This is a genomic window from Psychrobacter sp. PG1, from assembly GCF_014897815.1.
Taxonomy (GTDB): domain Bacteria; phylum Pseudomonadota; class Gammaproteobacteria; order Pseudomonadales; family Moraxellaceae; genus Psychrobacter.
Window position 1 is genome coordinate 1 of record NZ_JABUZG010000036.1, and the last position, 25,090, is coordinate 25,090.

Here is a 25,090-nt window from a genome sequence, read left to right on the forward strand (position 1 = left end):
GAACCAGTTGTTGAGCCTGAACCAGTTGTTGAGCCTGATGCAAATAATTCTCAGTTAACAACGCAACTTGATGATCCTCGTACTTTGCTGCGTTGCTCACCGCAAGAACTGCTAGGTGAGTGGACACCAGAGAAATGGGATTATTGGCTACAAACGGCTCGTGAAGCGGAGATATTGGCTCAAGACGAATTGGCACTTGCGCGTCAAGGCATGATGACGGGCTTATGCGATGGCAAGGCAATGTTTATAACCAGTGTAGATAGTCGGCATTTACAAACTACTTTTCAGCAATTAGCGGCTAAACTGCAACAGCAGTTCACCCAAGCAGAAATTGACTTGCAAATCGATGGCAGCGTCATGCAAGCAGAGGATAAGACGCCTGAGCGTCGCCAACAAAAGCGCTTGGTGCAAGCCAAAACGGTTGCAGAAGCAAGACTGCTTGCTACGCCTGTGATGCAGTATTTGAATGAACGCGGTGAAGGAAAAATGGGTAAGGTTCAGTTGTATTAAACAGTCAGAAAAACTGTTGTTAAAATTATTTAAAAGTCTATATAGTTATTAAAGACAACTTTCATATAAAATATCAAGGCGATGTTGTACTATCGCCTTGATATTTTTGTTTTTATTGCAGAGTAAATGGGCTTTTTTAAACAAGAGAGAAATATTTAACAACGATAAGATAAATTAAGATTCGTTATAATGGTTAAGTTATATTAAAAACTGAAATGAAGTTTAGGTGAGAATATGTTGGATAATTTACGCGGTATGGCTGTGTTCGCCAGTGTGGTTGGACATGGCTCTTTTAGTGGCTCTGCTCGTGAGCTTGGCATTACAACCAGTGCCGTCAGTCAGCAAATCCGCTCATTAGAAAATGAGCTGGGCGTCGTGCTATTACACCGATCAACTCGTAAGCTGAGCTTAACAGAAGCTGGCGAGAGCTTTTATGAAGCCGCAAAGGATGTGGTAAGTGCTGCTGAGCAAGGGCGGATTAAGGTCAATCAGTTGCGTGATGAGTTGGCAGGCAGCTTACGAGTGGCGACAACACCGGAGCTTGGCGTTAATCATATTTTGCCAGCACTTTCTACGTGGATGGCGGCACATGATGATCTTAGCATTACCTATATGGCAGACAACCACTATATTGACATGATTGATGAGCGGATCGATATTGCGATTCGTATGAGTCCATCGATTAATGATTCGAGCCTCAGCAGTCATCCATTGACCGATGTGCGCCAAATGTTGGTTGCTTCACCGCAGTACCTACGCCAACATACCAAACTGCAGACGCCTAAAGATTTGGCTGACCATCAGCTGATTTGTATTGAAATCATGAAAGATGCCAATCAAATTGATCTCATTCAGACAGAAACGGGTAAGAAGACGCGCACGAAAATGAATTCACGCATTTATACCAATAATGTCTTTATGGCGACCACCTTGGCAAAAGAAGGTCATGGTTTGGTTAGAATGATGGAAATGGACATCAAAAAAGAGCTTGAAAATGGTGATTTGGTCGAAGTGTTGACCGGTTATCAATTACCAAGTTTTGTACTATATGCCGTCACCCTAAATCGTGATCAACAGCCAGCCAAAATCACTCGCTGTTTAGAGGTGTTAAAAAAGTACTTTCATGCCAATTAGGTGACGTTTGAATAACGCACCGTAGAGAGTAGTTTAAAGCTTCCAAAAGCAAAAAGCCTATAGACATATTATCTATAGGCTTTTTTAGTGTTAGCGTTTAGTGTGACCAATCATTTAAAATGATGGTTTTAGCAAGTCAATCAAACGCTCAGCCACTTGTGTGCTCTCATCGCGGCTCATATTAAGCGGCGGTAGCAAGCGCACAACATGCCCACCAGTGACATTGATGATTAGCTTTTGTTCATCACGCGCACGATCAACCAACTGACTACAGTCCATGTCTTCAGGCAAAGCGATACCAATCATCATACCTGCACCACGACTGCTGACGCCATATTGTCCTAGTGTATCGACCAGCGTCTCTCGAATAAACAGCCCTTCGGTCACGGCATTGGTCATGATATCACTGTTAGCCAATACGTCATATACGCTATGTACTACACGACTGGCTAGCGGCGTACCACCATAAGTAGAGCCATGACTACCAGCACCAAACAGGCCATTAGCGCGGCCACGTACCATACATGCGCCTACTGGAAAACCGTTACCCAAGCCCTTAGCCGTCGTCAATACATCAGGACGCGCATTACTATGTTGATAAGCGAAGTATTTACCCGTACGGCCATTACCTGTTTGCACTTCATCCAGCATAAATAGCCAGTTGTGGGCTTCACACTCTGCTTGTAGTTCTTCAAGATACGTAAATCCGTTGGCAGCAGTATTTAAACCCCCTTCACCTTGAATAGGCTCTACAAAGATGGCGCAAATTTCATCATGATCTTGCGCGGCTTGCTTAATCGCGGCAATATCGCCAAAGGGTACACGGATAAAGTCATTATCTAATGTGTAAAACCCTTCACGGGCTTTTGGGTTGGCGGTGGCTGACAATGATAGTAAGGTACGACCGTGGAATGACTGCTCCATAACGATGACTTTTGGGCGTTTAAAACTTTGCTGATAGGCATATAGACGCGCCAATTTAAGCGCCGCCTCGTTAGCTTCAGCACCACTATTGGCAAAGAACACACTGTCCATTTGGGCGGCTGTACATAGTACTTCACCCGCACGCTCTTGCCAGTCGATACCGAATAAATTACTGGTATGTACTAAAGTCGCTGCTTGCTGCTGAATGGCGTCAGTCACTTGCGGGTGGCAATGCCCTAAACCGCATACGGCAATACCAGTCAGCGCATCTAAATAAGGCGTGTCATCTTTGGTGTATAGCCAGCTGCCTGAACCGCGTGTAAAGCTGATTGGCTGACGGTTATAAGTGGGCATCAGATAAGTAGCAGACATATAAAACATCCTTAAGATGATAAATTAGTTAAAAGAGAAGGTGTTGATTATAGCTCGTCAGAAAAAGGCGTGGTTTCTGCAGGTAAGGTATAGTCTTCATTTGCCCATGCACCTAAGTCGATAAGTTTGCATTGACTGCTACAAAACGGCTTGTATTTATTGTCTTGCCATGCTGTTTTGGTACCACAACGTGGGCAAGGATAGGTTTTAGGGGAGGTGTGGGGGGTAGATTCAGTCATGATAAGGGTGGGAGTATCCTCGATTTATTTGTATGATGAACGTCATTAGCGAGCGGCAGTCGGTAATTGCATCTATTTTCACCTCGTATACGCTTGATAGACTACGATAGCGCGTTACTCGCTGTCGCTATATTACTATTGAAGTGGATTGGCTATATAATAGCATGCGCCCGAATAATGGCAAAAGACAAATACTTTAAGGATAGTAGATGACCGATAATATTGAGCTTACACATCAGCAACAGCGAGCATTTCAACCAGAAAAGCTTTCAGCACCACGTGATTTTATTATGCCAAATATCATTCATGACAATGAAAGTACTGTCCCTTTAATATTAGAAATTGGTGCAGGGAAGGGTAAGCATGCGCTTGGTTTCGCCGCAAAAAATATCGATAAGCATCTGATTGCGATCGAACGTACGCGTAATAAGTTTGACGCTTTTGCCAAACTGGCAGTGCTACAAGATTCACCGAATTTAACCGCCATTCATGCTGATGCGATCGCATGGATTGTACATGCCATTAAACCCAATAGTGTCAGTAAAATCTTCATACTGTACCCCAATCCTGAACAGCATAATCCCAACCAGCAATGGCTAAACATGCCTTTCTTCGAGTTTCTATTGTCACGCTTGCAAGTAGGTGGAGAGGTGGTACTAGTAACCAACATCGAAGCCTATATCAATAATGCAGAGCAGCAAGCAACGGAGATATGGTCGTTGCCTAATAAGCGCTATCAAGTCGCTGATGACAGTCAGCGCACGCATTTTGAAATAAAATATTTAGCCCGTGGAGAGGTATGCTGGGAGCTTAATATGCGTAAGCCGGAGGGTTATAAAACTAGGTTTGATGAGTGGCAGGCTGATACTGTGAATCAGGTTAAATAACCTAAGTAATAAATCGAAATAAATCTTGCCGATAATAAGTGCTAATTTATAATATATAAAATAGCCTAAGTAGATAAAATACTAAAAAATAAAACCGCCACAAAAGGGCGGTTCAAAAATTACTTACTATTAGAGAAAATTTTCTTCAATCAAAACTACAAATAAGGTTTTACTAAAGTATCCGAATCAGTATAAGCGCCAAGCACCGTCAAAAAGGTATAAGCACCAATAAATTTTCGACTAATAAACATAAATTCTTTTGGTGGCAAGTTAAACTCAAAAGACTGCATCGCTTTTGTGGCTTGTGTTGAGAGACGAGAGTGGAGTTTGCTGTTCGCCCAAATATAACGGTCGTCCTTATCTAGACAATCGGTAGGAATATCAGGATTGGTCGCTGGATCACTAAACGGTTCGGTTGCCAATAAAAATAGTGACGCCATATCAGAGCGTACTTTATCACTCATACTATCAAAGAAGTCATAACCCGTCATCGCAAGCATCATCGCCTGATGGTCATGGCGGTAACCCGCTTTTAGTAAGCCATGCGCAATGGTCAAAAGGTTGTTATCAAATTGACGAATAGCACCAAAATCTAATAATACTAATTTATCGATATCGCCTTCATTTTCACTGACACGAACCAGATAATTACCAAAGTTGGGGTCTGTCTGCATTTCACCCCACACAAAAATCTCTTGCATCATGATTTCGATGGCTGCCTGACCAATAGCGTTACGACGCTCATGAGATATTAATTGTAATGCCTCAGAAACTACGGTAATACCTGGCTCATAAGACATACAGAGTAGGCGTTTTTTGGAATAAGTGCGATTAATCTTGGGAACTATGTAACGCGGATCATTACTCAAAAGGTCATAAAATCGTTCTGTCGTCGCGGCTTCAGCTTCATAGTCCACCTCATGATGGAGTAGGTCACGTATTTCTTCGAACCAAGCATCGAGCGAACGGGTCTGCGGAACGATATTACTCACTCTTAATAGTTGCTTAAATAAAGCAAGATCTGAGTTGATCGCATCAGCAACACCCGGATACTGAATTTTTAATACAACTTGCTCGCCAGTTGCAATCACGGTGGCGCGATGAACTTGGGCGAGAGACGCAGTGCCTATAGGAACCGTATCAACATCTAATTCATGTAGTTTTTCACCCAATAATTGCTGTAGGGTTTGTTGCATGGTTGGCCATGATAACGTAGCGGTATCATCATTGAGCGTTTGCAAAGCACGGGTGATTTCTGGTGGTAAAATATGTTCGCCATAAATCGCTAGCATTTGACCAATTTTGACGACCGAACCTTTTAGCTTACCTAGCTCTTCTGCGAGGTAGTTTGCTTGGGCTTCCATAAATACTTGGTTGCGTGCTATGCGAGCTTCTTTATTTAAGAAAATGCCAGACACACTATTACCCGCCCAGCGGCGACCAATATTTAAGGAAGTTTTAGCAATCGACATTCGTCTATCAAACCCTGAGGTTTTTAAGTTATCGATGGATTGCTTGGTGCTAGAAGGTTTAGACGTATCATTTGCCATAAATATAATCATTCATCCAGTTGGTATTGATTTGTGGGTTCAAAACCTACAATACAAGGGAGATGCGATGTACGGGTACAAAATTGTATCATATAAAGCACATTTGGTTGATGAGCCTAAGCTTGCCAATAGCAGTTACTTTGTAAGCCGCAGTATATATTTGCAGATTATAACTTCGTAAAAAATAATATCAAAAAATAAGACCTAGCATGATACTAGGTCGAATTATAAAAGCTAAGAGTAATTTGCTGTATCAGACTAAAACTGCGAATAGCTCTCGCCTGAGTAATATTGATTTTTAACTGTTTTCACGAGCAATGGCGTGATGACCAATATCACGGCGATACTGTGCACCATCAAAACTAATCGCACCTGTTACCGCAAGTGCGGCTTGCTGAGCATCTGAAATACTATCTGCAAGAGCAGTCACGCATAATACACGTCCGCCATTCGTCACTACTTCTTTTTCACGGTCTATGGCATCGCTGTCAGAAAAAGCAGTGCCAGCATGGAAGACTTTGACAGCGTTGTCATTATTATCATCTAGTTCTGGCAAGCCAGCAATCACATCACCTTTTGATGATGTTTCAGGATAGCCTTTTGAAGCAATGACGATACCGAGGGCAGGGCGGCTGTCCCATTGAGCATCACTAGGCAACTGTCCTGCTAGACCTTGTGCCACCAAATCTACCATTGATGATTGTAAACGCATTAAGATAGGCTGAGTTTCTGGATCACCAAAACGGCAGTTAAATTCGATCACATAAGGGTCACCTGCTTCATCAATCATAAGACCTGCATATAAAAATCCCGTATAAGGGTGACCAGCATTATTCATTGCTTCAACCACTGGCTGAATGACTTGAGCCATGACTTTTTCATGGACATCTTGAGTGACCACTGGCGCAGGAGAGTATGCTCCCATACCGCCTGTGTTCGGACCTGTATCGCCTTCAAAAGCCCGTTTATGGTCTTGGCTCGTTGCCATTGGCAAGATATTTTTACCATCAATCATGCAGATAAAGCTGGCTTCTTCACCTTGCAAAAACTGCTCAATCACCACTCGGCTGCCTGCATCACCAAACTTATTGTCCGCAAGCATGTCATCGATGGCCTCATATGCCTGTTCGATAGTTTCTGCAACGATGACCCCTTTACCAGCGGCAAGGCCATCAGCTTTGATAACGATGGGTGCACCTTGTTCATCGATATAAGCTTTGGCAGCTACCGCTTCGGTGAAGCCTTTATAGGCTGCGGTAGGGATATTGTTTTGTTCCATGAATTCTTTGGCAAAGGTTTTGGAACCTTCTAATTGCGCACAGTATGCTGTTGGTCCCCACGCTTGAATCCCAGCATCGCGGCAAGCATCAATAATACCAGTGACCAAAGGCGCTTCTGGTCCAACAATGACCATATCAATGGCATTGTTTTGGCAAAAATCGATGATTGCACTATGCTCACTAGCATTCTCGTCAGTAGATACTGTCGATACTAGGACAACGTTTTGGCATTTAGGTTCAAGCGCTGTACCAGCATTACCAGGCGCGACGTAGACATTATTGACCTTATCGTCTTTTGCACATTGCCATGCTAGCGCGTGTTCGCGACCACCTGAACCAATCACCAAAATATTCATCATACGTCTTGCCCTTAGCATTAAAGTTAATTATGAGTTAGCCACACACTCTCAAATATACTGGCATATTCTAACAAAAAAGTCGTACCGATTGCCATGAGTATCCACTTGCCAGCAATTAATCATCAATAAACGGAAAAACCTGTCTCATGAGTAAATGTTATCGACATGTTGCTGATTCATGAAATGATGTTGTACGCTTTAGCTGGTGCGCTATGTACGTTACACTTCACTAAATTAATGGTATTAAATCCCGATTGCGACATATTCCTAAAAATAAGGGTGAAAAAAGGAGAGAAACTTAAAATATCAAGAAAAAAACAGAATAAATTGCGTAAATGGATATACTGCTCCGCAGCACCAATAATGTTCCATATATTTATGCGGTGCCATTAGTTAGTACGAATTAATAAACTTAAATAAATGATAAATCAAATCTATAAAAAAGGATGAAGGACATGCCAAACTCCCTCAGTATCGCAAAAGAGCGCATCAGCCAGATAAGCGATATTGCTACCAGTTATGTACAAAAAGACAAATCATTATTTGATCATTTTATTCATAGCTATTATCAGCCATTGCACGCAGAAGCAGCTGAGACCATCAGTAATGCTGACCTAGCGGGCATGGCACTACATCATTTTACGTTGCTCCAAGCCTATGATGGTAGCAAGCCACAACTGAAGGTGCTGAACCCCAAAGCAGAAGAGCAGCATTTTCACAGCTCACATACGGTTATTCAAATTGTTGCCTATGACAGACCGTTTTTAGTCGATACGATTTTGATGAGTCTTGAGGCTGAAGGTATCGATGTTCATCGTACTTATAACATCATTGTCAGTGTTGAGCGTGATGATAATGGTCATATTACCCATATTGAAGGTGCACATGAAAGCGCTACCTCTCATCTGTCTTTGATTCATTGTGAAATTGCTTATCAAAATGATGAGGATCTGGCTGCGCTACAGCAAATGTTATTGGCAAAAATTGATACGCTAGATACAGTCGTTGGTGATTGGAAGCAGATGCGTGCACAGCTGACGGATATCAAAGCTGAGCTATCAAAGAAACCATTACCAGAAGTCTTTTACTCGCAGCAAGAGATACAAGCGTTTTTAGATTGGATATTAGACGATCATTTTATATTCTTGGGTTACCGTGAATACCGTTTAGAAGGCGGGCAGGCTGTCGAAGTGAATTCTGAACCTGCTGATTTAGATTTGTTCGCCATTGGTAATAGCGGTCTTGGTCTATTACGCGGCGCTGAAGAAGACAAACTCTCAGAAAGTTTTAGCCAATTACCAAAAGTATTAAAGCAACTATTGACTGAACCGCGAGTATTGATGTTGTCCAAATCAAGCCGTGTATCGCCTGTGCATCGTCCAGTATATATGGACTTTTTAGGTATTCATAAATTTGATGACAATGGTAAGCTGGTTGGTGAATATCGATTTATTGGTCTATTGACCTCACAAGCGTATCAACTGACTGTGCAACAAATCCCGCTATTACGTGAAAAAGCCAACAAGATTATGGCCATGGCGGAATTGCCACGTGACGGTCATGCGCACCATAAAATGATGCATGTGATTAACACGTTACCGCGTGACGACCTCTTTCAAGCCAGCGTAGAAGAGCTATATCCTATCGTTTCTGGTATTAGCCAGTTACAAGACAAGAAGAGTCTACGCCTATTCAGTCGTATTGATCATTATCAGCGTTTTGTCTCCTGCTTGGTCTATATCCCGCGTGACAAGTTCAACACTGAGCTACGTATCAAAGTACAAAATGTCCTAAAAGAAGCCTACGGTGGCACATCATCAGGTTTTACCACCGAATTTAATGAATCTGCTCACGCTCGTGTTCATGTCCACGTGCGTACGGTGCCAGGTCAGGTAAAAGATGTTAACACTGCTGAACTTGAAGCCAAGTTGGCTGCGTTAATGCAATCATGGAGCGACAGCTATCAAAAAATGCTATTGGATAATGTGGGTGAGCAGCAAGCCAATGCTTTAAACCGTCGCTTTTTGAATTATATCCCTGCCGCTTATCAAGAGCGTTTTGATGCCCGTACTGCGGTTGAAGACACCAAACGTTTGGCTGTATTGACAGCAGAGCAGCCGATGATTTGGCATTTATACCAGTCAACGGGCGATGCTAGCAACCAACTCCACCTGAAGCTTTATGGTCGTGAACAGCCTGTAATCTTATCCAAAGTCCTGCCAATCCTTGAAAACTTTGGTGTGTCTGTCATTTCAGCACAAACCTATGAGTTTGATCTGCCTGAGCAGCCCATTTGGATGCAAGAGTATGAGCTAACGTTAGAACACGTTGATACTGTTAACATGCAAGTGGTGCGTGGTCAGTTTGAAGACAGTCTCAAACAGATTTGGGCAGGACATGTTGAGAGTGATTCATTTAACGAGTTGGTATTGACGACCAATCTAGATACTTATGATGTGGTGGTGCTACGAGCCTTATCACGCTATATGATGCAAGCAAAAGCCCCATTCTCTAGTACGTATATTCAGCAAACTGTGGTAAAAAACAGCGATATTAGCGTGGCGCTAGGCTGCCTGTTTGATGCCCGTATGAATCCTAAGTACAGTGCAGATGAGCGCACAGAAAAAACCGCGCAGATTCAACAGCAGATCACTGCTGCGTTGACAGATGTGGATAGCCTAGATGAAGACCGTATCTTACGTTGGTACTTAGATTTAATTAATGCAATGGTACGCACCAACTTCTATCAAACCGATAGCAATGGTCAGCGTAAAGATCGCTTATCATTTAAATTTTTGGCAGCAGATATTCCTAATCTGCCAAAACCAAAACCGATGTTTGAGATATTCGTGTATTCGCCACGTGTTGAAGCGGTGCATTTGCGTGGTGGTAAAGTTGCCCGAGGTGGTCTGCGTTGGTCAGATCGTATGGAAGATTTCCGTACCGAAGTACTCGGTTTAGTCAAAGCACAGATGGTCAAAAACGCTGTGATCGTCCCGGTTGGTTCAAAAGGCGGCTTTATCGTCAAAACCAAAACCATGGCAGATGGTCGTGACGAATTCCAAGCCGAAGGCATTGCTTGTTATCAAGCATTCCTACGCGGTATGCTCGATGTGACTGATAATATCGTCGATGGAAAAATTGTCCCGCCAGCCAACACCGTGCGCCATGATGAAGATGATCCATACTTAGTGGTCGCAGCTGATAAAGGAACCGCTAGCTTCTCGGATATTGCTAATGCATTGTCTACTGAATATGATTTTTGGCTCGACGATGCCTTTGCTTCAGGCGGCTCGGTTGGTTACGATCACAAAGCCATGGGTATCACCGCACGCGGTGGTTGGGAGTCGGTCAAACGCCACTTCCGTATGCGCGGCATGGACATTCAGAACCATGATAACTTTACCGTGGTTGGTATTGGTGATATGAGTGGTGACGTATTCGGCAATGGGATGCTGCTCTCAACCCATACCCAGCTGGTTGCCGCATTTAACCATCTACATATCTTTATCGATCCTAATCCGGATGCTGCCACTTCATACGCTGAACGTGCCCGCTTATTTGATATGCCACGTTCGACGTGGGATGACTATGAAAAATCGCTCATCAGCCAAGGAGGTGGGGTATTCTCCCGCCAAGATAAGAGCATCACGCTCAGTGCCGAGATGAAACAGCGTTTTGATATCGCTGCAGACAGCCTTGCACCTAATGAGTTAATCAGTGCGCTGTTAAAATCGCCTGTTGATCTTATTTGGAATGGTGGTATTGGTACTTATGTGAAAAGCGTGAATGAGAGTCATGCTGACGTTGGCGACCGTGCCAATGACGCAGTACGGGTCAACGGCAATGAGCTACGTACGGCTATCGTTGGTGAAGGTGGTAACTTAGGCTTTACCCAGCAAGGGCGTATCGAATATGCACAAACGGGTGGTCGCATTTATACCGACGCTATCGATAACTCAGGCGGCGTAAATTGCTCAGATCATGAAGTTAATATCAAAATCTTACTTGGCAAAGTAGTCGAGCAAGGCGATATGACCTTAAAGCAGCGTAATGAATTGCTTGAGAGTATGACCGATAATGTGGCAGAGCTGGTATTGCGCCAAAACTATCTGCAACCACAAGCCATTGAGCTTAGCCACATTCGTGCAGCGGCTAACTTAAGTGATCATCAGCGCTTTATTCAGATGTTAGAAGGTGAAGGACGTCTTGATCGTGCGATTGAATATCTGCCATCAGATGAAGAAATTGCCAAACGTCAAAAATCAGATACTGGCTTGACCAACCCTGAGCTGGCAGTTGTCATGGCTTATGGCAAAATGTGGGTATATGACAACTTATTATCATCAGACTTGCCAGATGATGCGTACTTTATCAATGAGCTGCGCAAGTACTTCCCTGATGAGCTGGCTACGCGGTTCTTTGATGAGATGACTGAACACCGCTTACATCGCGAAATTATCAGCACGTATTTGACCAATAGCGTGGTCAATCGTTTGGGCATTGAAGCACTGTTCCGCCTTTATGAGGAAACAGACCAATCGCTGGCAACCATCGTGCGTGGTTATGCGATTAGCCGTGATGTCTTCAATGTATCAAAAGCTTGGAAAACGCTTGAAGCGCTGGACAATCAAGTCGATGCCAAATTACTGCTAAATCTTGAACTACGTCTACGTGACGCGCTTGAGCATGGTGTGGTTTGGTTTATCAATGCCTTTGGTCAAGACTTGCAAGTCGCTGACATGATCAGTCGCTTTAGCGATAGTGTTGAGAAATTAACCAAATCAGGTGGCTTTATTGAGCAACAATTTGCAGAATACTTACAAGAAGACACAACTAGCCTGATGCAAAATGATTTGTCTAATAGTGATGCCGCATTGTTTGCGATGCTGCCGTATCATGTCGATGCGCTTGATGCCGCACTACTCGCTGAGCAATATGAGCGTCCTGTTGATGAGATTGCAACGTTGTACTTTGATGCCTATCACGTCTTGCAGTTAGATTGGATGATGGACAATATCGCCACTTTACCGCAGCAAGACTACTGGGATCGCCGCGCGCGCCATGCGTTGATGAATGAGCTGTCACGTAGTCTACGTCTACTGATGGATGCCATATTATCTAAACCAGATGCGAAGCAAGCATTTGGTGAATGGCGTTCACGTCACTTAGATCATTTGGAGTCAGTCACCACAGAGATGAGCAAGTTAGATCAGCTTTATGCTAATGATGCAGACAGTAAAATCAGTCTGTCTACGCTCTCAGTACTAATGAGTGAGCTAAGCGGTTTAGTGACTAAGTAACTATTCATTGAGTGAAAAACAAGATAAACGTCTTTTCAAAAAAAACCACCGTTATTAATTAACGGTGGTTTTTTATTGTCTGGCTAAGGGTGAAAGTTCGACTCTTGATGACCGCTTTAACTTACGAGGCTTTTTCATTAGTAATATTGACCACTCGGCGACATCCTTGACCACTGATTTGGCTAAAACCACCGGAGATTTTTTCAACCTTGATTTGAGTCAAGATGCGATCTTTTAACGCCTGTACGTGAGAGATAATGCCAATAAGCTTACCTTCTTGTTGTAAGCTCGTTAAAGTGTCGAGCGCAATATCAAGTGACTCCTCATCAAGCGTACCAAACCCTTCATCCAAAAATAGTGAATCCACGCGAATGTTGTGACTCGCCATCTGCGATAACCCAAGTGCGAGCGCCAAGCTGATAATGAATCCTTCGCCGCCTGATAGATTCTTAGTACTGCGAATATCACCGCCTTGATAGTTATCAATCACATTAAGCTCAAGCGGATTGCTGTCATCATGAATGAGCAAATAGCGGTCACTCATTTTTTGCAGTTGCGTATTGGCATGGCTAATCATCACTTCAAAGGTTAAGCCTTGAGCAAAGGTACGATATTTTTTGCCATCAGCAGAACCAATTAACGTATGTAGCTGTTGCCAAACTTGTAGTTTTTGTTTTTGTTCATCGATTGCAATCAGCTGTGCAGCTTGTTGCCCTTTTTGGCTGTCGTTATCCTTGAGCTTTTGGTCAATCGCACCAATTTTTTGACTTAACTCATCGATATCCGTCTGTATTTGATGATGCTTGCCAGCAAGTGTTTCTCGGCCTTCATCTGTCATAGGTGTGGCAAGTTTTTGCTCTAACGCTTGCTGGGTATTATTTAACTGCAACTTAGCCTGTTGTAGGGAACTATCAATCGTCAATTTACGTACATGTAATGCTTCACGCTCTTCTTTAGGCAGACGCGCACTCAAAAAATCCGCTTCATCGATGAACTTTGACTCTGCGAGTAAGTTAGTAAAAATGCTGTCCTGTGTATTTACGGTAGTAGTCGCCGACTGTCGCTCTGTGGCTAGCTGTTGCTCTCTTATTTTTAATTGCTCTAAAGATTGCTGTACAGAATCTAGCTGTCTTTGCGCCATGATTTGTTTGGCTCTAGCCTCATCAGCAGTGCTACGTAACTGGTTTTCTTCATGGTCTGTATCTTTATCTACGAATAGCTCTTTTCTGGCTTTCTTTAATTGTTCGATATCATCTGTTTTGTTATCAATTAATTTCTCTAATTCTTTGAGTGCTGTCTCATCATTGGCGAGCTGTGCTTGCTTACTCTCAATATTCGCAGTCAGGCTGCTCAGAGTATTTGTGAGTTGCTGTTGGCGGCTACTTTGCTCATGGTGATATTGCTTTAACTGCTTCAAAGCATTACGTTGTGCCCGCAATTGGTCAATATGCTCATCATAATCTGCGCTTGCTAATACTGCTTGCTTATGAATACTTTCAATGAGTAGCTTCAGTACGCCTTGAACGTCAGTCGCTTTGAGCGCTATAGTTAAATGATTCTCGTATTTATCCGTTGGGTACTTACTCACCAAAGATGAAATATTGGTCATCATGGGTATTAGCTCAGAAAAATTAGTGGCAATCTTATCTTCGACACTTTCAATTTTTTGAGCATTTAGCTTGATATCAGTGGTTAGATTATTAATGTCGCGACTAAGTAGCTGTTGCTGCTTTTCATCGGCTTCGATGGCAGTACTGAGCGTGGCAGCACTTTCAGTTAGATTGTCATATTTGACTATTATCGTTTTAAGAGACTGTTTATGCTCAGTCAGTTTATGTTTGATCGTGTCTAATAAGGACAAGCCGTGATCAATATTAATATCAGTATCGTTCTTAATCTGCGCAAGTGGATTGATAATTGCCACAGTCGATTCCGAATAACTATTTTCAGTGTTAAATAGCGAGGAAAGGTTAGACTGAATATCAGCGTTTAAGATTTTAGATTGCTGCTGCAAGGTCGCTAACTGCTGCTGTTGATTATTGATGGCTTCTTTTTTGGTGGCATGGTCGATATGATGTTTAGATAAAGTCTGCTCAAGATTATCAATAGCGGTCTCCAGTTCAGCTATGTGCTGCTGAGTTAATTGCGCCTTAGTCTGTTTTATTGTAGACGACTGGTTTTGCTCGGCATTGCCTTTGGAGTTACTATTGTCTAATAGTGGATGATGTTTACCATAAGGATGCTCATGTGCGCCGCAAAGCGGGCAGGGCGACCCATCCTCTAGCTCTACTATATAATCTTCAAGCTTAGCGACCTTTTGTAGTAGATGTAGATGCTCTTGCCTATCTTGTTTTTTGATCTTAGCGTCTTGAATATCGGACTGATGACTAGCAATCAAACCTTCTAGAGTCTTAAGCTCTTGATTCAGTTTGGGTAACGTTGCATTGATGTGTTGGATTTGATTGGTACGCTCAGACAGCTGTTCTAGCTTAATATTGGCTTGCGCAATCTCAGTGCTGATTTGATCGATTTGCTCTTGCTCGCTACGCATATTAGCAATGGGCTGGTTTTGAATGAGTATTGCTTGTTGCTGTTGTACGTTGGCAAGTTGCTCACGCTGTTGTGTTATTAATAACGTATTAGCGTCTTGCTGCTTAGATAATTTATCAAAATCAGCTTGTAGCTGGCGAGCTTGATTGCTATAGGCAAGTTTGTCCGCCGTTAGGTTGGCATTATCTTCCAACAGCGCCATTAATTGGCGACAGCTGTTATCAAAGTTCTCCATATCTTTATCAAGATCATTTAGCTCTTGGTAATCGTGGAAGTACTTTTCTATACTGCTAAGCTGAGCCTTAGTCTTCTGCTCTATTTGTCCATGGCTGGCTATTTCTTGGCGTAATCTTTGCGTATTATTGACTAATGCGTCTTTACGTTGATTATCATTGAGTAAAGAATAAGATTGCTGCTTTATATCAGCATCCAATGCACGCGTCTTTGCAATGACAGGCAAGGTGGTCTGGAGGTTGTCCGTGGCTTGCTTTGCAATGGTATTGATATTCCCTAAATGGGTTGAAGCTTGTGCCAGTACTTCTTGCTGAGCTGGAATCTTATTAAGCAAATCTTGCTGATCGAGATTCAATCTCTTGACCGTGTCTCGGCTATAGCTAAGCTCTCGAAATTGGCTGTCAATCTCTAAGGCTTTATTAGCCACTGCTAAGCGCTGCGCTTCTGGAATGAAGGTTTGCTGTGCCTGCTGCGCCGCTGTAAAATCGGTCTGATAGGTTGAGAGATTTTGCTGTAGCTGCTGAACGCTATCCAGCCACTGTAGCTGTTCACTTAGGATTTTAAAGGTTTGGCGCTGTGTGTTTTGCTGCTGATTAAAGCTCTCTAAATCAGCTTTCAGTAGCTTTTCGTCTTCAATACTTAATAACGATAAGCTATTCACGCCTACCTGTAGCTTGCCAAGTATGTCTTCCTCAAAGCGTTTCTTTTCATGAACGTTTAACGATATCTTGGCATAAATAGCAGTACCCGTTATTTTCTCTAGAATCGCGGCTCTATCACCGATGTCAGACTTTAAAAATGCGGCAAAACTGCCCTGTGCGAGCATGATGGAACGAGTAAATTGATTAAAATCCATGCCTATGAGGTCTTGAATATAGGCGGAAGTTTTGGACTTTTTCTCTTCTAAAATCTTGCCGGTCTTCACCTCACTAATCTCATGCTTAATCGGCAATAAATTGCCCTTGGCTTTTTTGTGAGCGCGATGTTGGTACCAGTAGCATTGATAACGCTTGGAATCAATCTCTATAATGACTTCTGCAGAGCATTCGCCCGTACCTTGGGTCATTATCTCGTTCGTTGAACCAGTGATATCGCCCAGTCTTGGCGTCTGGCTATAGAGTGCTAAGCAAATCGCATCCAATATGGTCGTCTTGCCAGCACCCGTTTGCCCAGTAATGGCAAAGATGCCTTCATTAAGAAAAGCAGGATCACTAAAATCAATGTGCCATTCGCCTTTTAAGGAATTCAAGTTTTTAAGTCGTAGTTCAATCAGTCGCATGCGCAGGTCTTATTTTTATAGGTAGTAATAAAAAAGGCAATAATGAGAAATGAAGCCTTTATTCTAGTTAGCTTCGATCAAAAGCGTTTATGATTAAATAATACTATTCAGCCTGAGTGTCTTCATGACGTAAGTTATAAACGATTTGATCATAGGCGTCACGTAAAGATGATTTTTGCTCATCAGGAATATCATGAGCGATCAAGCAACGCTCGAATACTTCTTCCTCATTTAAATCTTGTAGCGTCTCGGAAATTTGTTGTTGATTTAGTACTTTATTATAGGAGCTAGCATTTTTTGTTATCAGTACTTCAAGTGCTAAATTTTCTACCATCTCATTAACTTGTTCTTTTAGTCTACTCACAATTTCATTTCCAGTATAAACAACCTCTAGCCAAATAGATTCAGTTGGATCGATAGATCTAATAGTTTCTGAAATAGTAGCTAAGTCACCTGAAACTTGCGCCAGTTGTTGAAACTTTGGAATAGGTAGTGATACTACTTGCATCTGATTAGAGTCATCTCGGTGCAGTATTTTGTTGGGAGTATCGAGATTGTTAGGCATTGATGGGTTGTTTTGATTTTGATCTTGCTGATCAGAGGTGTTTTCTATAGCAGCAGTTTTTGCCACTTCATCATTTTCTGATGGCTTGTCAAAGCCAAACAAGTCATCCATAAATTCAGTCGCTTGACTGGCTGCTTTTTTAGCAGTTTTTTCTACTGATTTTTCAATAGTGGTAACCGTATTGGCAAGCTGCGGCATAATACTTTCAGCTGTACTATTTGATGCCAATTCTTGATTGCTAACATCATTTTCTATTTCACCAAACTGTACCAGCAATACTTGCTTTTGTTGCTTAGCCTCGCCAAAACCCATCGCGATAGGCGAGCCTGAATAACGAATGGTTTCACGCCCACCAACACGCTGCGGCACGTGCAAATGCCCAAGTGCGACATAGTCAAAACTTTCATCGAACATGTCAGCAGAGATTTTGCCGAGTGAGCCGACATAAAGCTCGCGAACACCATCATCATCGGTGGTAGTACCGCCAGCCGCAAATAGATGCCCTGTAGCAATGATAGGAATGCGATGCTGGTGTAATTCGATTAATTGAGTCTGTTTGGCTTTGGCAATGCTAGCTACTTCATCATAATGGGCACGAATGCCCTTGATGACATTGGCGTCTTTGGTTTGAGCTGACTCGCCAGCACTACTGCTACGGACATCACGGTCACGCAAATAGGGAACAGCCGCAATAATACAATGTGGATTACCATCTGTATCATCTAATACCAAAACTTCATCATTCAAGTCTTCACAAGCCGTACCAATAACATGGACATTGAGAAACTTCAGTACCTTGCTTGGTGCATCTAAAAATGTCGGGGAATCGTGGTTACCTGCGACGATAACGATATGTTGACAGCATGATTTTGAAACTTTTCCTAAAAATTCATAATATAGCGCTTGAGCTCTATTGCTTGGGGTCATGGTGTCAAAGATATCACCAGCAACGATTAATATATCCACTTTCTGCAAGCTAATGGCATCTTGCAACCAACCTAAAAATGCTTCAAATTCATCATAACGCATGCGTCCATAAAGCCTGCGCCCCAAATGCCAGTCAGAGGTATGGAGGATCGTTAATGGTTTAATAGGCATAAAATTGGTATCGGCAAATGTGGGCATAGTTGAGCTTAAGGATATTTAATATAAAGGATTCATTCTAGCAAAATTTTCTATATTGGAGATGGCTATCTAAAGATAGATATAGCATTCTGACCAAAGTTACAATTTATTTAACACTGAGTACAAAACCTATACGTCGTACCTCATTGTTTCTAAAAGAAATTTAATTATCTGGTTCTGATGAGTGGTATCTAATGGTTGATAAACGTTTACTTTATCTCTAGTATATTGCTGGTTATTTAACTGTGTTGATAGTGAAAAATTCTATATCTTAAAGCCTTTTAAAGTCTTATATGACGTTCTTACCCTCCCAAAACTAAAAAAGTATTGCTATGAAAAAAGTCCTTAGTATTTTTGGCACTCGGCCAGAAGCGATCAAAATGGCGCCTGTTGTCAAGGCTTTAGAAGCCAACCCTGATATTCAATCCATCGTTTGTGTAACTGCCCAACATCGTGAAATGCTAGATAAGGTGCTGACTCTATTTGAGATAGTTCCCGACTATGATTTAGATATCATGAAAAGCAATCAAAGCCTCACTCAAGCTAGCTCTAGAATGCTAATGGCGCTTGAGCCTATTTTGCAAGAATGCAAGCCTGACTTGGTATTGGTACACGGCGATACATCGACCACACTATGCGGTGCACAAGCAGCATTTTACCAACAAATACCGATCGGACACGTTGAGTCTGGTCTGCGTACCTATAGTCTCTACTCACCTTGGCCAGAAGAGGCTAATAGACAACTGACTAGTGTCATTACCAAGTTGCACTTCTCACCGACCAAAGCTGCGGCACAAAATCTGTATGATGAACATAACAACCCAGAATACATCTATGTTACTGGAAACACCGTTGTGGATGCCTTGTTAGATGTTAAGGATAAGTTGGAAAATAATGCATCACTAAGATTGGACTTACAGCAGCAATTTTCAGAATTAGACTTCAATAAACGTCGGGTACTTATTACTGGTCACCGTCGTGAAAATTTTGGAGAAGGCTTTGAGTCAATTTGCCAGGCAATTAAAGATCTAGCTCAAAAGTATCCAGACTATGAATTTGTTTATCCTGTTCATTTAAATCCTAATGTTAAAGAGCCTGTCAATCGCTTACTAAGCGGTCTTGATAATGTCAAACTTATTGCACCACAGGATTACCTGCCTTTCGTATATTTGATGAGTACCAGCCATCTTATCCTTACGGATTCAGGCGGTATTCAAGAGGAAGCACCATCGCTTGGTATTCCAGTATTAGTGATGCGTGAAACGACTGAACGACAAGAAGCTGTCGAGGCAGGTACCGTTAAGCTAGTAGGCACTCATGGCCCTACCATCGTTGCTGAGGTTAGCAATCTGATTGAAAGCGAAGCTATCTATTTAAAAATGAGCCAAGCCCATAATCCTTATGGTGATGGTAAAGCCTCACAACGTATTGCTAAGACTATCGTTGATTTCTTATATGAGCAAACTGCTAAAACTGAATAGTTAATCTAAATTAATATTAAATAGACGGGATTAAGATGAATAATATTTGTGTGTTTGGTTTAGGGTATATTGGCTTACCAACTGCTGCGATGTTCGCACATCATGGTGCCAATGTCGTCGGTGTCGATGTCAATCAGCATGCGGTCGACACCATTAACCAAGGCAAGATTCATATCGTTGAGCCAGGTTTGGAAGCAATTGTTAAACAAGCCGTCGATAATGGTAGACTCAAAGCCAGCCTAACGCCAGTACACTCAGATGCTTATCTGATTGCCGTACCGACACCGTTTAAGGGCGATGACCACACCCCTGATTTATCTTATATTCAAGCGGTCAGTAAAGCATTAGCACCGCTATTAGAAAAAGGTGATGTAGTCATCTTGGAGTCAACCTCGCCAGTAGGGGCTACTGAACAGATGGTTGAGTGGCTTGCAGCCTCTCGTCCAGACTTAACTTTTCCTAAGTACCACGAGCCTGATACTGAAGCTGATATATATATGTGGCTTATTGTCCTGAGCGTGTGTTACCAGGCAAGGTGGTCGAAGAACTCATTTCTAACGACCGTATCATTGGTGGTATGACTAAAGAATCGACCAATAAGGCAAAAGAAGTTTATCGTATCTTTGTAGAAGGGGAGCTATTAGAAACCAACTCTCGTACTGCTGAGATGGCAAAGCTAACCGAAAATGCATCTCGTGATGTGAGTATTGCTTTTGCTAATGAGCTGTCTATCATCTCTGATAAGCTCGATATTAATGTTTGGGAACTGATTGAGCTGGCCAATCATCATCCACGTGTCAATATCTTGCAACCTGGCGCTGGCGTCGGTGGTCACTGTATCGCTGTTGATCCATGGTTCATCGTTAATCAAAATCCTGATGAAGCTAAAATCATTCGAGCTGCTCGTGAAATCAATGATAGTAAGCCTGACTGGGTGATAAATAAAATCAATGCTGAAATCGATAAGTTAAAAGAACAAGGTATTGAAAAACCAACAGTGGCCTTATTAGGGTTAGCGTTTAAACCAAATATTGATGATTTGCGTGAGAGTCCAGCAGTTAATATCGCTAAGAAAATGATTGATGCTGATAATGCAGAAATATTATTAGTTGAGCCTAATATTAAGAAACTTCCTGAAAAGTTAGCCGCCGGCATGTTGGTGTCTTTATTAGAAGCTTTGGATAATGCTAATGTATTTGTTATTTTGGTCGCCCATAATGAATTCAAAACATTATCGACTATGAATGGAACAGAGTTATTAGACGTAGCTGGTATATTCGGTTAATAAGAGAAGTTATAAATCATGAGTATTTTTAATAAATATAAATTCTATAGTGATGCCACAAATATTAATGAAGAAAACTCACAGTATTTATCATACAGAATATTTAGGTTAATGAGTAAGATGAAAGGTGGCGAGATAAATAGCAAAGATGCTATCAGTAAACTCTTAATGCTTTATCTTAGAAATGAAAAAATAAAAAAGGGATCTGAAAAATACGAGATTATCGTAAATAAAGCTCTAAAATTAATTGAAGAAACTAATAGTATTGATAGTCTTATATCTATTATTGAAGATAAGAATATCGATAATATTAAGTTTATGAAGTATATAGAAAACTTAGATAAAACTAAAATAGTTGAAAATGGGAAAGTTAATGAAGTTTGGGTTAATATAAATTTTATTGAAAACGTAAGTAATAATTTTTTGTTAGATAGTTTTGCTGATGGTAAATATAGGTTTTTAATTACTCATAAGGAATCTAGAGTTTTTAGTAATAGAAAAACTTTGATGTTGTTTTTTGGGAAGCTACCAGAAAAAGTGAGAAAAGATAAAGGTTTAGTATTAGCAGATATAAATAAACAAGCATTTTGTTATATGGGTGGAGGCATCCAAAAAGGCGATATCTATTATCAGGATTTTTACATAGAAATTGATGAAACAATAAAGAAGTCAGAATTGTTTTTTTACTCAACTGTTGAAGGGTTTAAAATTGACAGCTTAGTGATAGAAAATTGTGCTTTGGAAAGAGTTGAATACAATCAACCCATAGAGAAATCTACCAGAGGGTGGCCAGATATTAATCTGGATAAAATTAATACCGATGCCATTGAATTTCTGCTATATGCAGATATTAATGCAAATGTGGTCGATGGATCTTCCGTTTGGTTTTCCTCAATGGCGAGCATTTTGGCATCCAAAGGTAAAACAGCTATAATTATTAAAGAGAATCTCAGACATACTCAAGTCATTTCAAATATTGAGAATAGCCATAATGTTGAATTAATTACACCAGAAAAAATTGGGTTTGATGGCGTGTTTGACATTGAAAAAGGTGTTGAGCTACTTAGAAGAATTGATGATATATCTCCTAATGTAAGAGTGGTGGTGGTAAGAGGCTGTGAGGTAGCGTATAGTTTGTCAGAAACTAGGCAGTTTTATAATCGACTAGCAAGTTATATTACAGATTTTTATACAGTTAATAATAACAAGTTAGTATTGAATGAAGAAAAGGTTGAAAAGCTAAAACTAATTAGTCTTAGATCTGTTTATATGCTTGCACAAACCCAGCTAATCAAAAATAAAATCAATGAGCTAACAGATAATCGGCCTAATTATATTGATATACCACCGCCAATTAATGACAAATTCTTTGAGAGAGCAGATTCTGTAACTAATAAAATAGAAGCCGATAATAGTTTCTCAATTAAAAATAATGTATTAAAAATCGGATATGCGGGAAAAATAACTCCTGGCTGGGGTGTATTTGAATTATTTGAGTTCGTTGAGAAGTTAAGGAATGACGGTGTTGATGTAGAGCTATATATGGCTGCTAACAAAATATCATCATCTACCAATTTGAAAGAATTCCGTCAAGACATACAAAATTGGTTTAAAAAGCTTGATGTTAAGTATTACAATAACTTCAATAGAGAGCAGAGCCTTGAAATGCTCTCTAAGATGGACTTTATCTGGTGTTTTAGACCAGCGGACTTTGAAAATTCAACATTAGAGCTATCTACCAAACTGGTTGAATCTGTCGCAATCGGTGGTAAATGTCTATGTTATCCAAGTGCGATTAACATTGAGTCACTAGGAGAAGATTACCCCTTCTTCATTAAGGACTATGATGATTTTAAAAATGTCTTGAATAAAAGAGAATTGCAGCTTGATGCTAAATTTCCCGAAAAAATTTGGCAGAATCATTCATTAAAAAATATCAGTGAAAACTTCCATAGCCATTTTTCATCAGAGCCTTTATCCAAAAGCAAAGTACTATTCGCAAGTCATGACTTTAAGTTTGTTGATGCCTATATTTCCTATTTGAAGTCTAATCAGGTGCCTGTAAAGAAAGAGATCTGGGAATGGGGTGGACACAAAGATGAGAAGCAGTTAGTTGAAGGCTATAAGTGGGCAGATAAAATATTTTGTGAATGGGGCTTAGCAAATGCAGTCTGGTACTCAAAAAATAACCAAGATAATAAGCCAGTTTATATTAGAATGCATGCACAAGAAATTAGAGAAAGAGCTCAAAAATTTGGTAGGCAAATTAACACTAACAATATAGAAGAGATTATATTTGTTTCAGAAAACATACGTGAACAAGCTATTAATTTGTTTGGTTATCAGAAAAAGCAGACTAAATTCATTCCTAACTTTGTTATGGATGATGAGTTTTACTTTAGCAAAAGAAAGAAAAGTAATAATAGTGTCGTGTTAGGGTTGCTCGGGTTTGTTCCGCAGACAAAACGACTGGATCGAGCTGTATTACTTTTAGACGCTTTGCGTAAATCTGGTATTGATGCAAAGCTAAGTGTTAAAGGGCATAGACCTGAAGATCTCGAATTTATGCATGCTCCTTCTAGAGTAAAGGAGCTAGATTATTATTACGATACCTATAAAATGATAGACAATTTTCAATTAAATGACTATGTCGATTTTGAGGGTTGGGGTGCTAATGTACGGGATTGGTATGAAAAAGTAGATGTCATTTTATCACCTTCAGAAAATGAATCGTTCCATTATGCAGTAGCTGATGGTGTACTATCAGGATGTCTGCCCGTAGTGTGGAATTGGCAAGAAGCAGATGAAATTTATCCCGATCAGTGGGTAGTGAAAAGTGTATCAGAAGCTCATGAAAATATTTATCAGTTTGTAACATTAAATGATGCCAATGGTTTTTCCAGTTCTTTTGAATATAATAGGAGCTTTGTCATAGAGCACTATGGTAGGAAAACCGTTTTTAATGACCTTAGTAAAGATGTCTTGGATAAATAATATATGTATAAAAAAAATATTTATATAAATAACGACTTTAACATAGTAGCCGAAACAGATTATGATGGAGAAGTAGCATTTTACTTAAAAAATAAAGGTAAGTTTATTGAAAAAAAATTTTATGATGATAGTAATATTCATAAGTTTAAGTCTTTCCCTGAAACTGGTGCTTTAAGCGTAGTATTCTTTTTCAAGCTGCCAAATGGGCAGGTATTAGTAGAAGAGTCTGAAATTTTTTTTCTAGATCGTAATAGAAAATCTATATGGCCTCTTAAAAGTAATGTGATTGCAGAGAACAAGGACTTTAAAATTACATACTATGATCAGAAATCAGATATAACATTCATAACATTTAATGGCGCCCATTCAAACAAGAGTACAGTTCCTTTTGGTTTTCAATATATCATTTCAAGAAAGTGGAATTTAATTTCTGTTGCGCAAGACAATAATACTCAATATCAAAGTCTGTCGCTATCACAATTCTGTGATAGTGTTTCTCCATTTATAAAGGATAAAAGAATTTTTAGTTATGGCTCTTCATTGGGAGGATACTGTGCCCTATATTATGGCGGGTCTATAAATGCTACTATTATTGCCGCATCACCAAGAAATTCAGCACATCCATTAATAGCTGATAATTTATGGAAGGATTTAGATTTTAAGCATAAGGATATTGAAAGTATTCCACTGACAACTAATCCAGTTTATATAATCTACGACTCAAACATTGGCATAGATACAAAATTCATTAATACGGTGTTTTTACCATACTACCCTACAGCTAAAATTTTAGCATTGCCTCAAGCTTCTCATAATGTATTAAAGTGTATGCTAGATTCAAAGGTATTAACCTTGTATATTTCGAAAATTATTGAAGAAAAATATGACGAAAATTTAGCTAAATATATAAAAGCAACGTGTTGCTACAAATTGAAAAACTATGATTTGGCATTTAATATCCTTGATGATTTAGTCGTTGATAATTTACTAAAGACTTAAAATCTAGGAGTTATATTCGT

At 40.6% G+C, this 25,090-nt stretch carries 12 protein-coding genes and 2 pseudogenes; 8 read left to right on the forward strand and 6 right to left on the reverse strand.

Annotated elements, in window-relative coordinates; genetic code table 11:
- Together INT03_RS01610 and INT03_RS01615 are read left to right on the forward strand one after the other, a co-directional pair.
- Positions 1-510 (forward strand): annotated as a pseudogene (locus tag INT03_RS01610) (DNA polymerase III subunit gamma/tau); the annotation flags it as partial.
- A gap of 234 nt (positions 511-744) precedes the next feature.
- On the forward strand, positions 745-1,644 hold the full coding sequence (locus tag INT03_RS01615; RefSeq protein ID WP_193007309.1) for a LysR family transcriptional regulator: 900 nt from the start codon (positions 745-747) through the stop codon (positions 1,642-1,644).
- Positions 1,645-1,758: 114 nt separating this feature from the next.
- On the opposite strand, the gene INT03_RS01620 is transcribed toward INT03_RS01615, so the two are convergent.
- Together INT03_RS01620 and INT03_RS01625 are read right to left on the reverse strand one after the other, a co-directional pair.
- Positions 1,759-2,940: an aspartate aminotransferase family protein gene (locus INT03_RS01620; RefSeq protein ID WP_193007310.1), complete on the reverse strand. Its 1,182-nt coding sequence runs from the start codon at positions 2,938-2,940 to the stop codon at positions 1,759-1,761.
- 47 nt (positions 2,941-2,987) lie between these two features.
- Positions 2,988-3,179 carry a DNA gyrase inhibitor YacG gene (locus INT03_RS01625; RefSeq protein ID WP_045453002.1) on the reverse strand — a complete coding sequence of 64 codons (192 nt, stop codon included), beginning with the start codon at positions 3,177-3,179 and terminating at the stop codon, positions 2,988-2,990.
- A gap of 209 nt (positions 3,180-3,388) precedes the next feature.
- On the opposite strand from INT03_RS01625, the gene INT03_RS01630 reads away from it, so the two are divergent.
- A complete protein-coding gene (locus INT03_RS01630) occupies positions 3,389-4,066 on the forward strand; it encodes an SAM-dependent methyltransferase (protein WP_193007311.1) in 678 nt (225 codons plus the stop codon).
- 155 nt (positions 4,067-4,221) lie between these two features.
- Here the strand turns inward: INT03_RS01630 and INT03_RS01635 are convergent, their stop codons facing one another.
- Both INT03_RS01635 and purD read right to left on the reverse strand, forming a co-directional pair.
- Positions 4,222-5,616 carry an ABC1 kinase family protein gene (locus tag INT03_RS01635; RefSeq protein ID WP_193007312.1) on the reverse strand — a complete coding sequence of 465 codons (1,395 nt, stop codon included), beginning with the start codon at positions 5,614-5,616 and terminating at the stop codon, positions 4,222-4,224.
- Between the two features lie 298 nt (positions 5,617-5,914).
- Positions 5,915-7,252, reverse strand: coding sequence for a phosphoribosylamine--glycine ligase (purD, locus tag INT03_RS01640; protein ID WP_193007318.1), 1,338 nt, complete (start codon positions 7,250-7,252; stop codon positions 5,915-5,917).
- A gap of 458 nt (positions 7,253-7,710) precedes the next feature.
- Between purD and INT03_RS01645 the strand changes: the two genes are divergently transcribed.
- Positions 7,711-12,558: an NAD-glutamate dehydrogenase gene (locus tag INT03_RS01645; protein ID WP_193007313.1), complete on the forward strand. Its 4,848-nt coding sequence runs from the start codon at positions 7,711-7,713 to the stop codon at positions 12,556-12,558.
- A gap of 121 nt (positions 12,559-12,679) precedes the next feature.
- Here INT03_RS01645 and INT03_RS01650 read toward each other — a convergent pair whose 3' ends face one another.
- Together INT03_RS01650 and INT03_RS01655 are read right to left on the reverse strand one after the other, a co-directional pair.
- Positions 12,680-16,621, reverse strand: coding sequence for an AAA family ATPase (locus INT03_RS01650; protein WP_193007314.1), 3,942 nt, complete (start codon positions 16,619-16,621; stop codon positions 12,680-12,682).
- 103 nt (positions 16,622-16,724) lie between these two features.
- A complete protein-coding gene (locus tag INT03_RS01655) occupies positions 16,725-18,311 on the reverse strand; it encodes an exonuclease SbcCD subunit D C-terminal domain-containing protein (protein ID WP_226951662.1) in 1,587 nt (528 codons plus the stop codon).
- Positions 18,312-18,643: 332 nt separating this feature from the next.
- Here INT03_RS01655 and wecB point away from each other — a divergent pair, with 332 nt between their 5' ends.
- The 4 genes and pseudogenes from wecB (at position 18,644) to INT03_RS01675 (ending at position 25,070) form a co-directional block, all read left to right on the forward strand.
- Positions 18,644-19,792: a non-hydrolyzing UDP-N-acetylglucosamine 2-epimerase gene (wecB, locus tag INT03_RS01660; RefSeq protein WP_193007315.1), complete on the forward strand. Its 1,149-nt coding sequence runs from the start codon at positions 18,644-18,646 to the stop codon at positions 19,790-19,792.
- Between the two features lie 35 nt (positions 19,793-19,827).
- Positions 19,828-21,077 (forward strand): annotated as a pseudogene (gene wecC, locus INT03_RS01665) (UDP-N-acetyl-D-mannosamine dehydrogenase).
- An 18-nt stretch (positions 21,078-21,095) separates the two neighbouring features.
- Positions 21,096-24,071: a hypothetical protein gene (locus tag INT03_RS01670; protein WP_193007316.1), complete on the forward strand. Its 2,976-nt coding sequence runs from the start codon at positions 21,096-21,098 to the stop codon at positions 24,069-24,071.
- 3 nt (positions 24,072-24,074) lie between these two features.
- Positions 24,075-25,070 (forward strand): hypothetical protein, encoded by a 996-nt coding sequence (locus INT03_RS01675; RefSeq protein ID WP_193007317.1) that lies wholly within the window; start codon positions 24,075-24,077, stop codon positions 25,068-25,070.
- Positions 25,071-25,090 lie beyond the last annotated feature (20 nt).

Bases quoted from the DNA above. Each gene is read 5' to 3' on its own strand.
- INT03_RS01615 (WP_193007309.1), top strand. From the start codon at position 745: ATGTTGGATAATTTACGCGGTATGGCTGTGTTCGCCAGTGTGGTTGGA.
- INT03_RS01620 (WP_193007310.1), bottom strand. From the start codon at position 2,940: ATGTCTGCTACTTATCTGATGCCCACTTATAACCGTCAGCCAATCAGC.
- INT03_RS01625 (WP_045453002.1), bottom strand. From the start codon at position 3,179: ATGACTGAATCTACCCCCCACACCTCCCCTAAAACCTATCCTTGCCCA.
- INT03_RS01630 (WP_193007311.1), top strand. From the start codon at position 3,389: ATGACCGATAATATTGAGCTTACACATCAGCAACAGCGAGCATTTCAA.
- INT03_RS01635 (WP_193007312.1), bottom strand. From the start codon at position 5,616: ATGGCAAATGATACGTCTAAACCTTCTAGCACCAAGCAATCCATCGAT.
- purD (WP_193007318.1), bottom strand. From the start codon at position 7,252: ATGAATATTTTGGTGATTGGTTCAGGTGGTCGCGAACACGCGCTAGCA.
- INT03_RS01645 (WP_193007313.1), top strand. From the start codon at position 7,711: ATGCCAAACTCCCTCAGTATCGCAAAAGAGCGCATCAGCCAGATAAGC.
- INT03_RS01650 (WP_193007314.1), bottom strand. From the start codon at position 16,621: ATGCGACTGATTGAACTACGACTTAAAAACTTGAATTCCTTAAAAGGC.
- INT03_RS01655 (WP_226951662.1), bottom strand. From the start codon at position 18,311: ATGCCCACATTTGCCGATACCAATTTTATGCCTATTAAACCATTAACG.
- wecB (WP_193007315.1), top strand. From the start codon at position 18,644: ATGAAAAAAGTCCTTAGTATTTTTGGCACTCGGCCAGAAGCGATCAAA.
- INT03_RS01670 (WP_193007316.1), top strand. From the start codon at position 21,096: ATGAGTATTTTTAATAAATATAAATTCTATAGTGATGCCACAAATATT.
- INT03_RS01675 (WP_193007317.1), top strand. From the start codon at position 24,075: ATGTATAAAAAAAATATTTATATAAATAACGACTTTAACATAGTAGCC.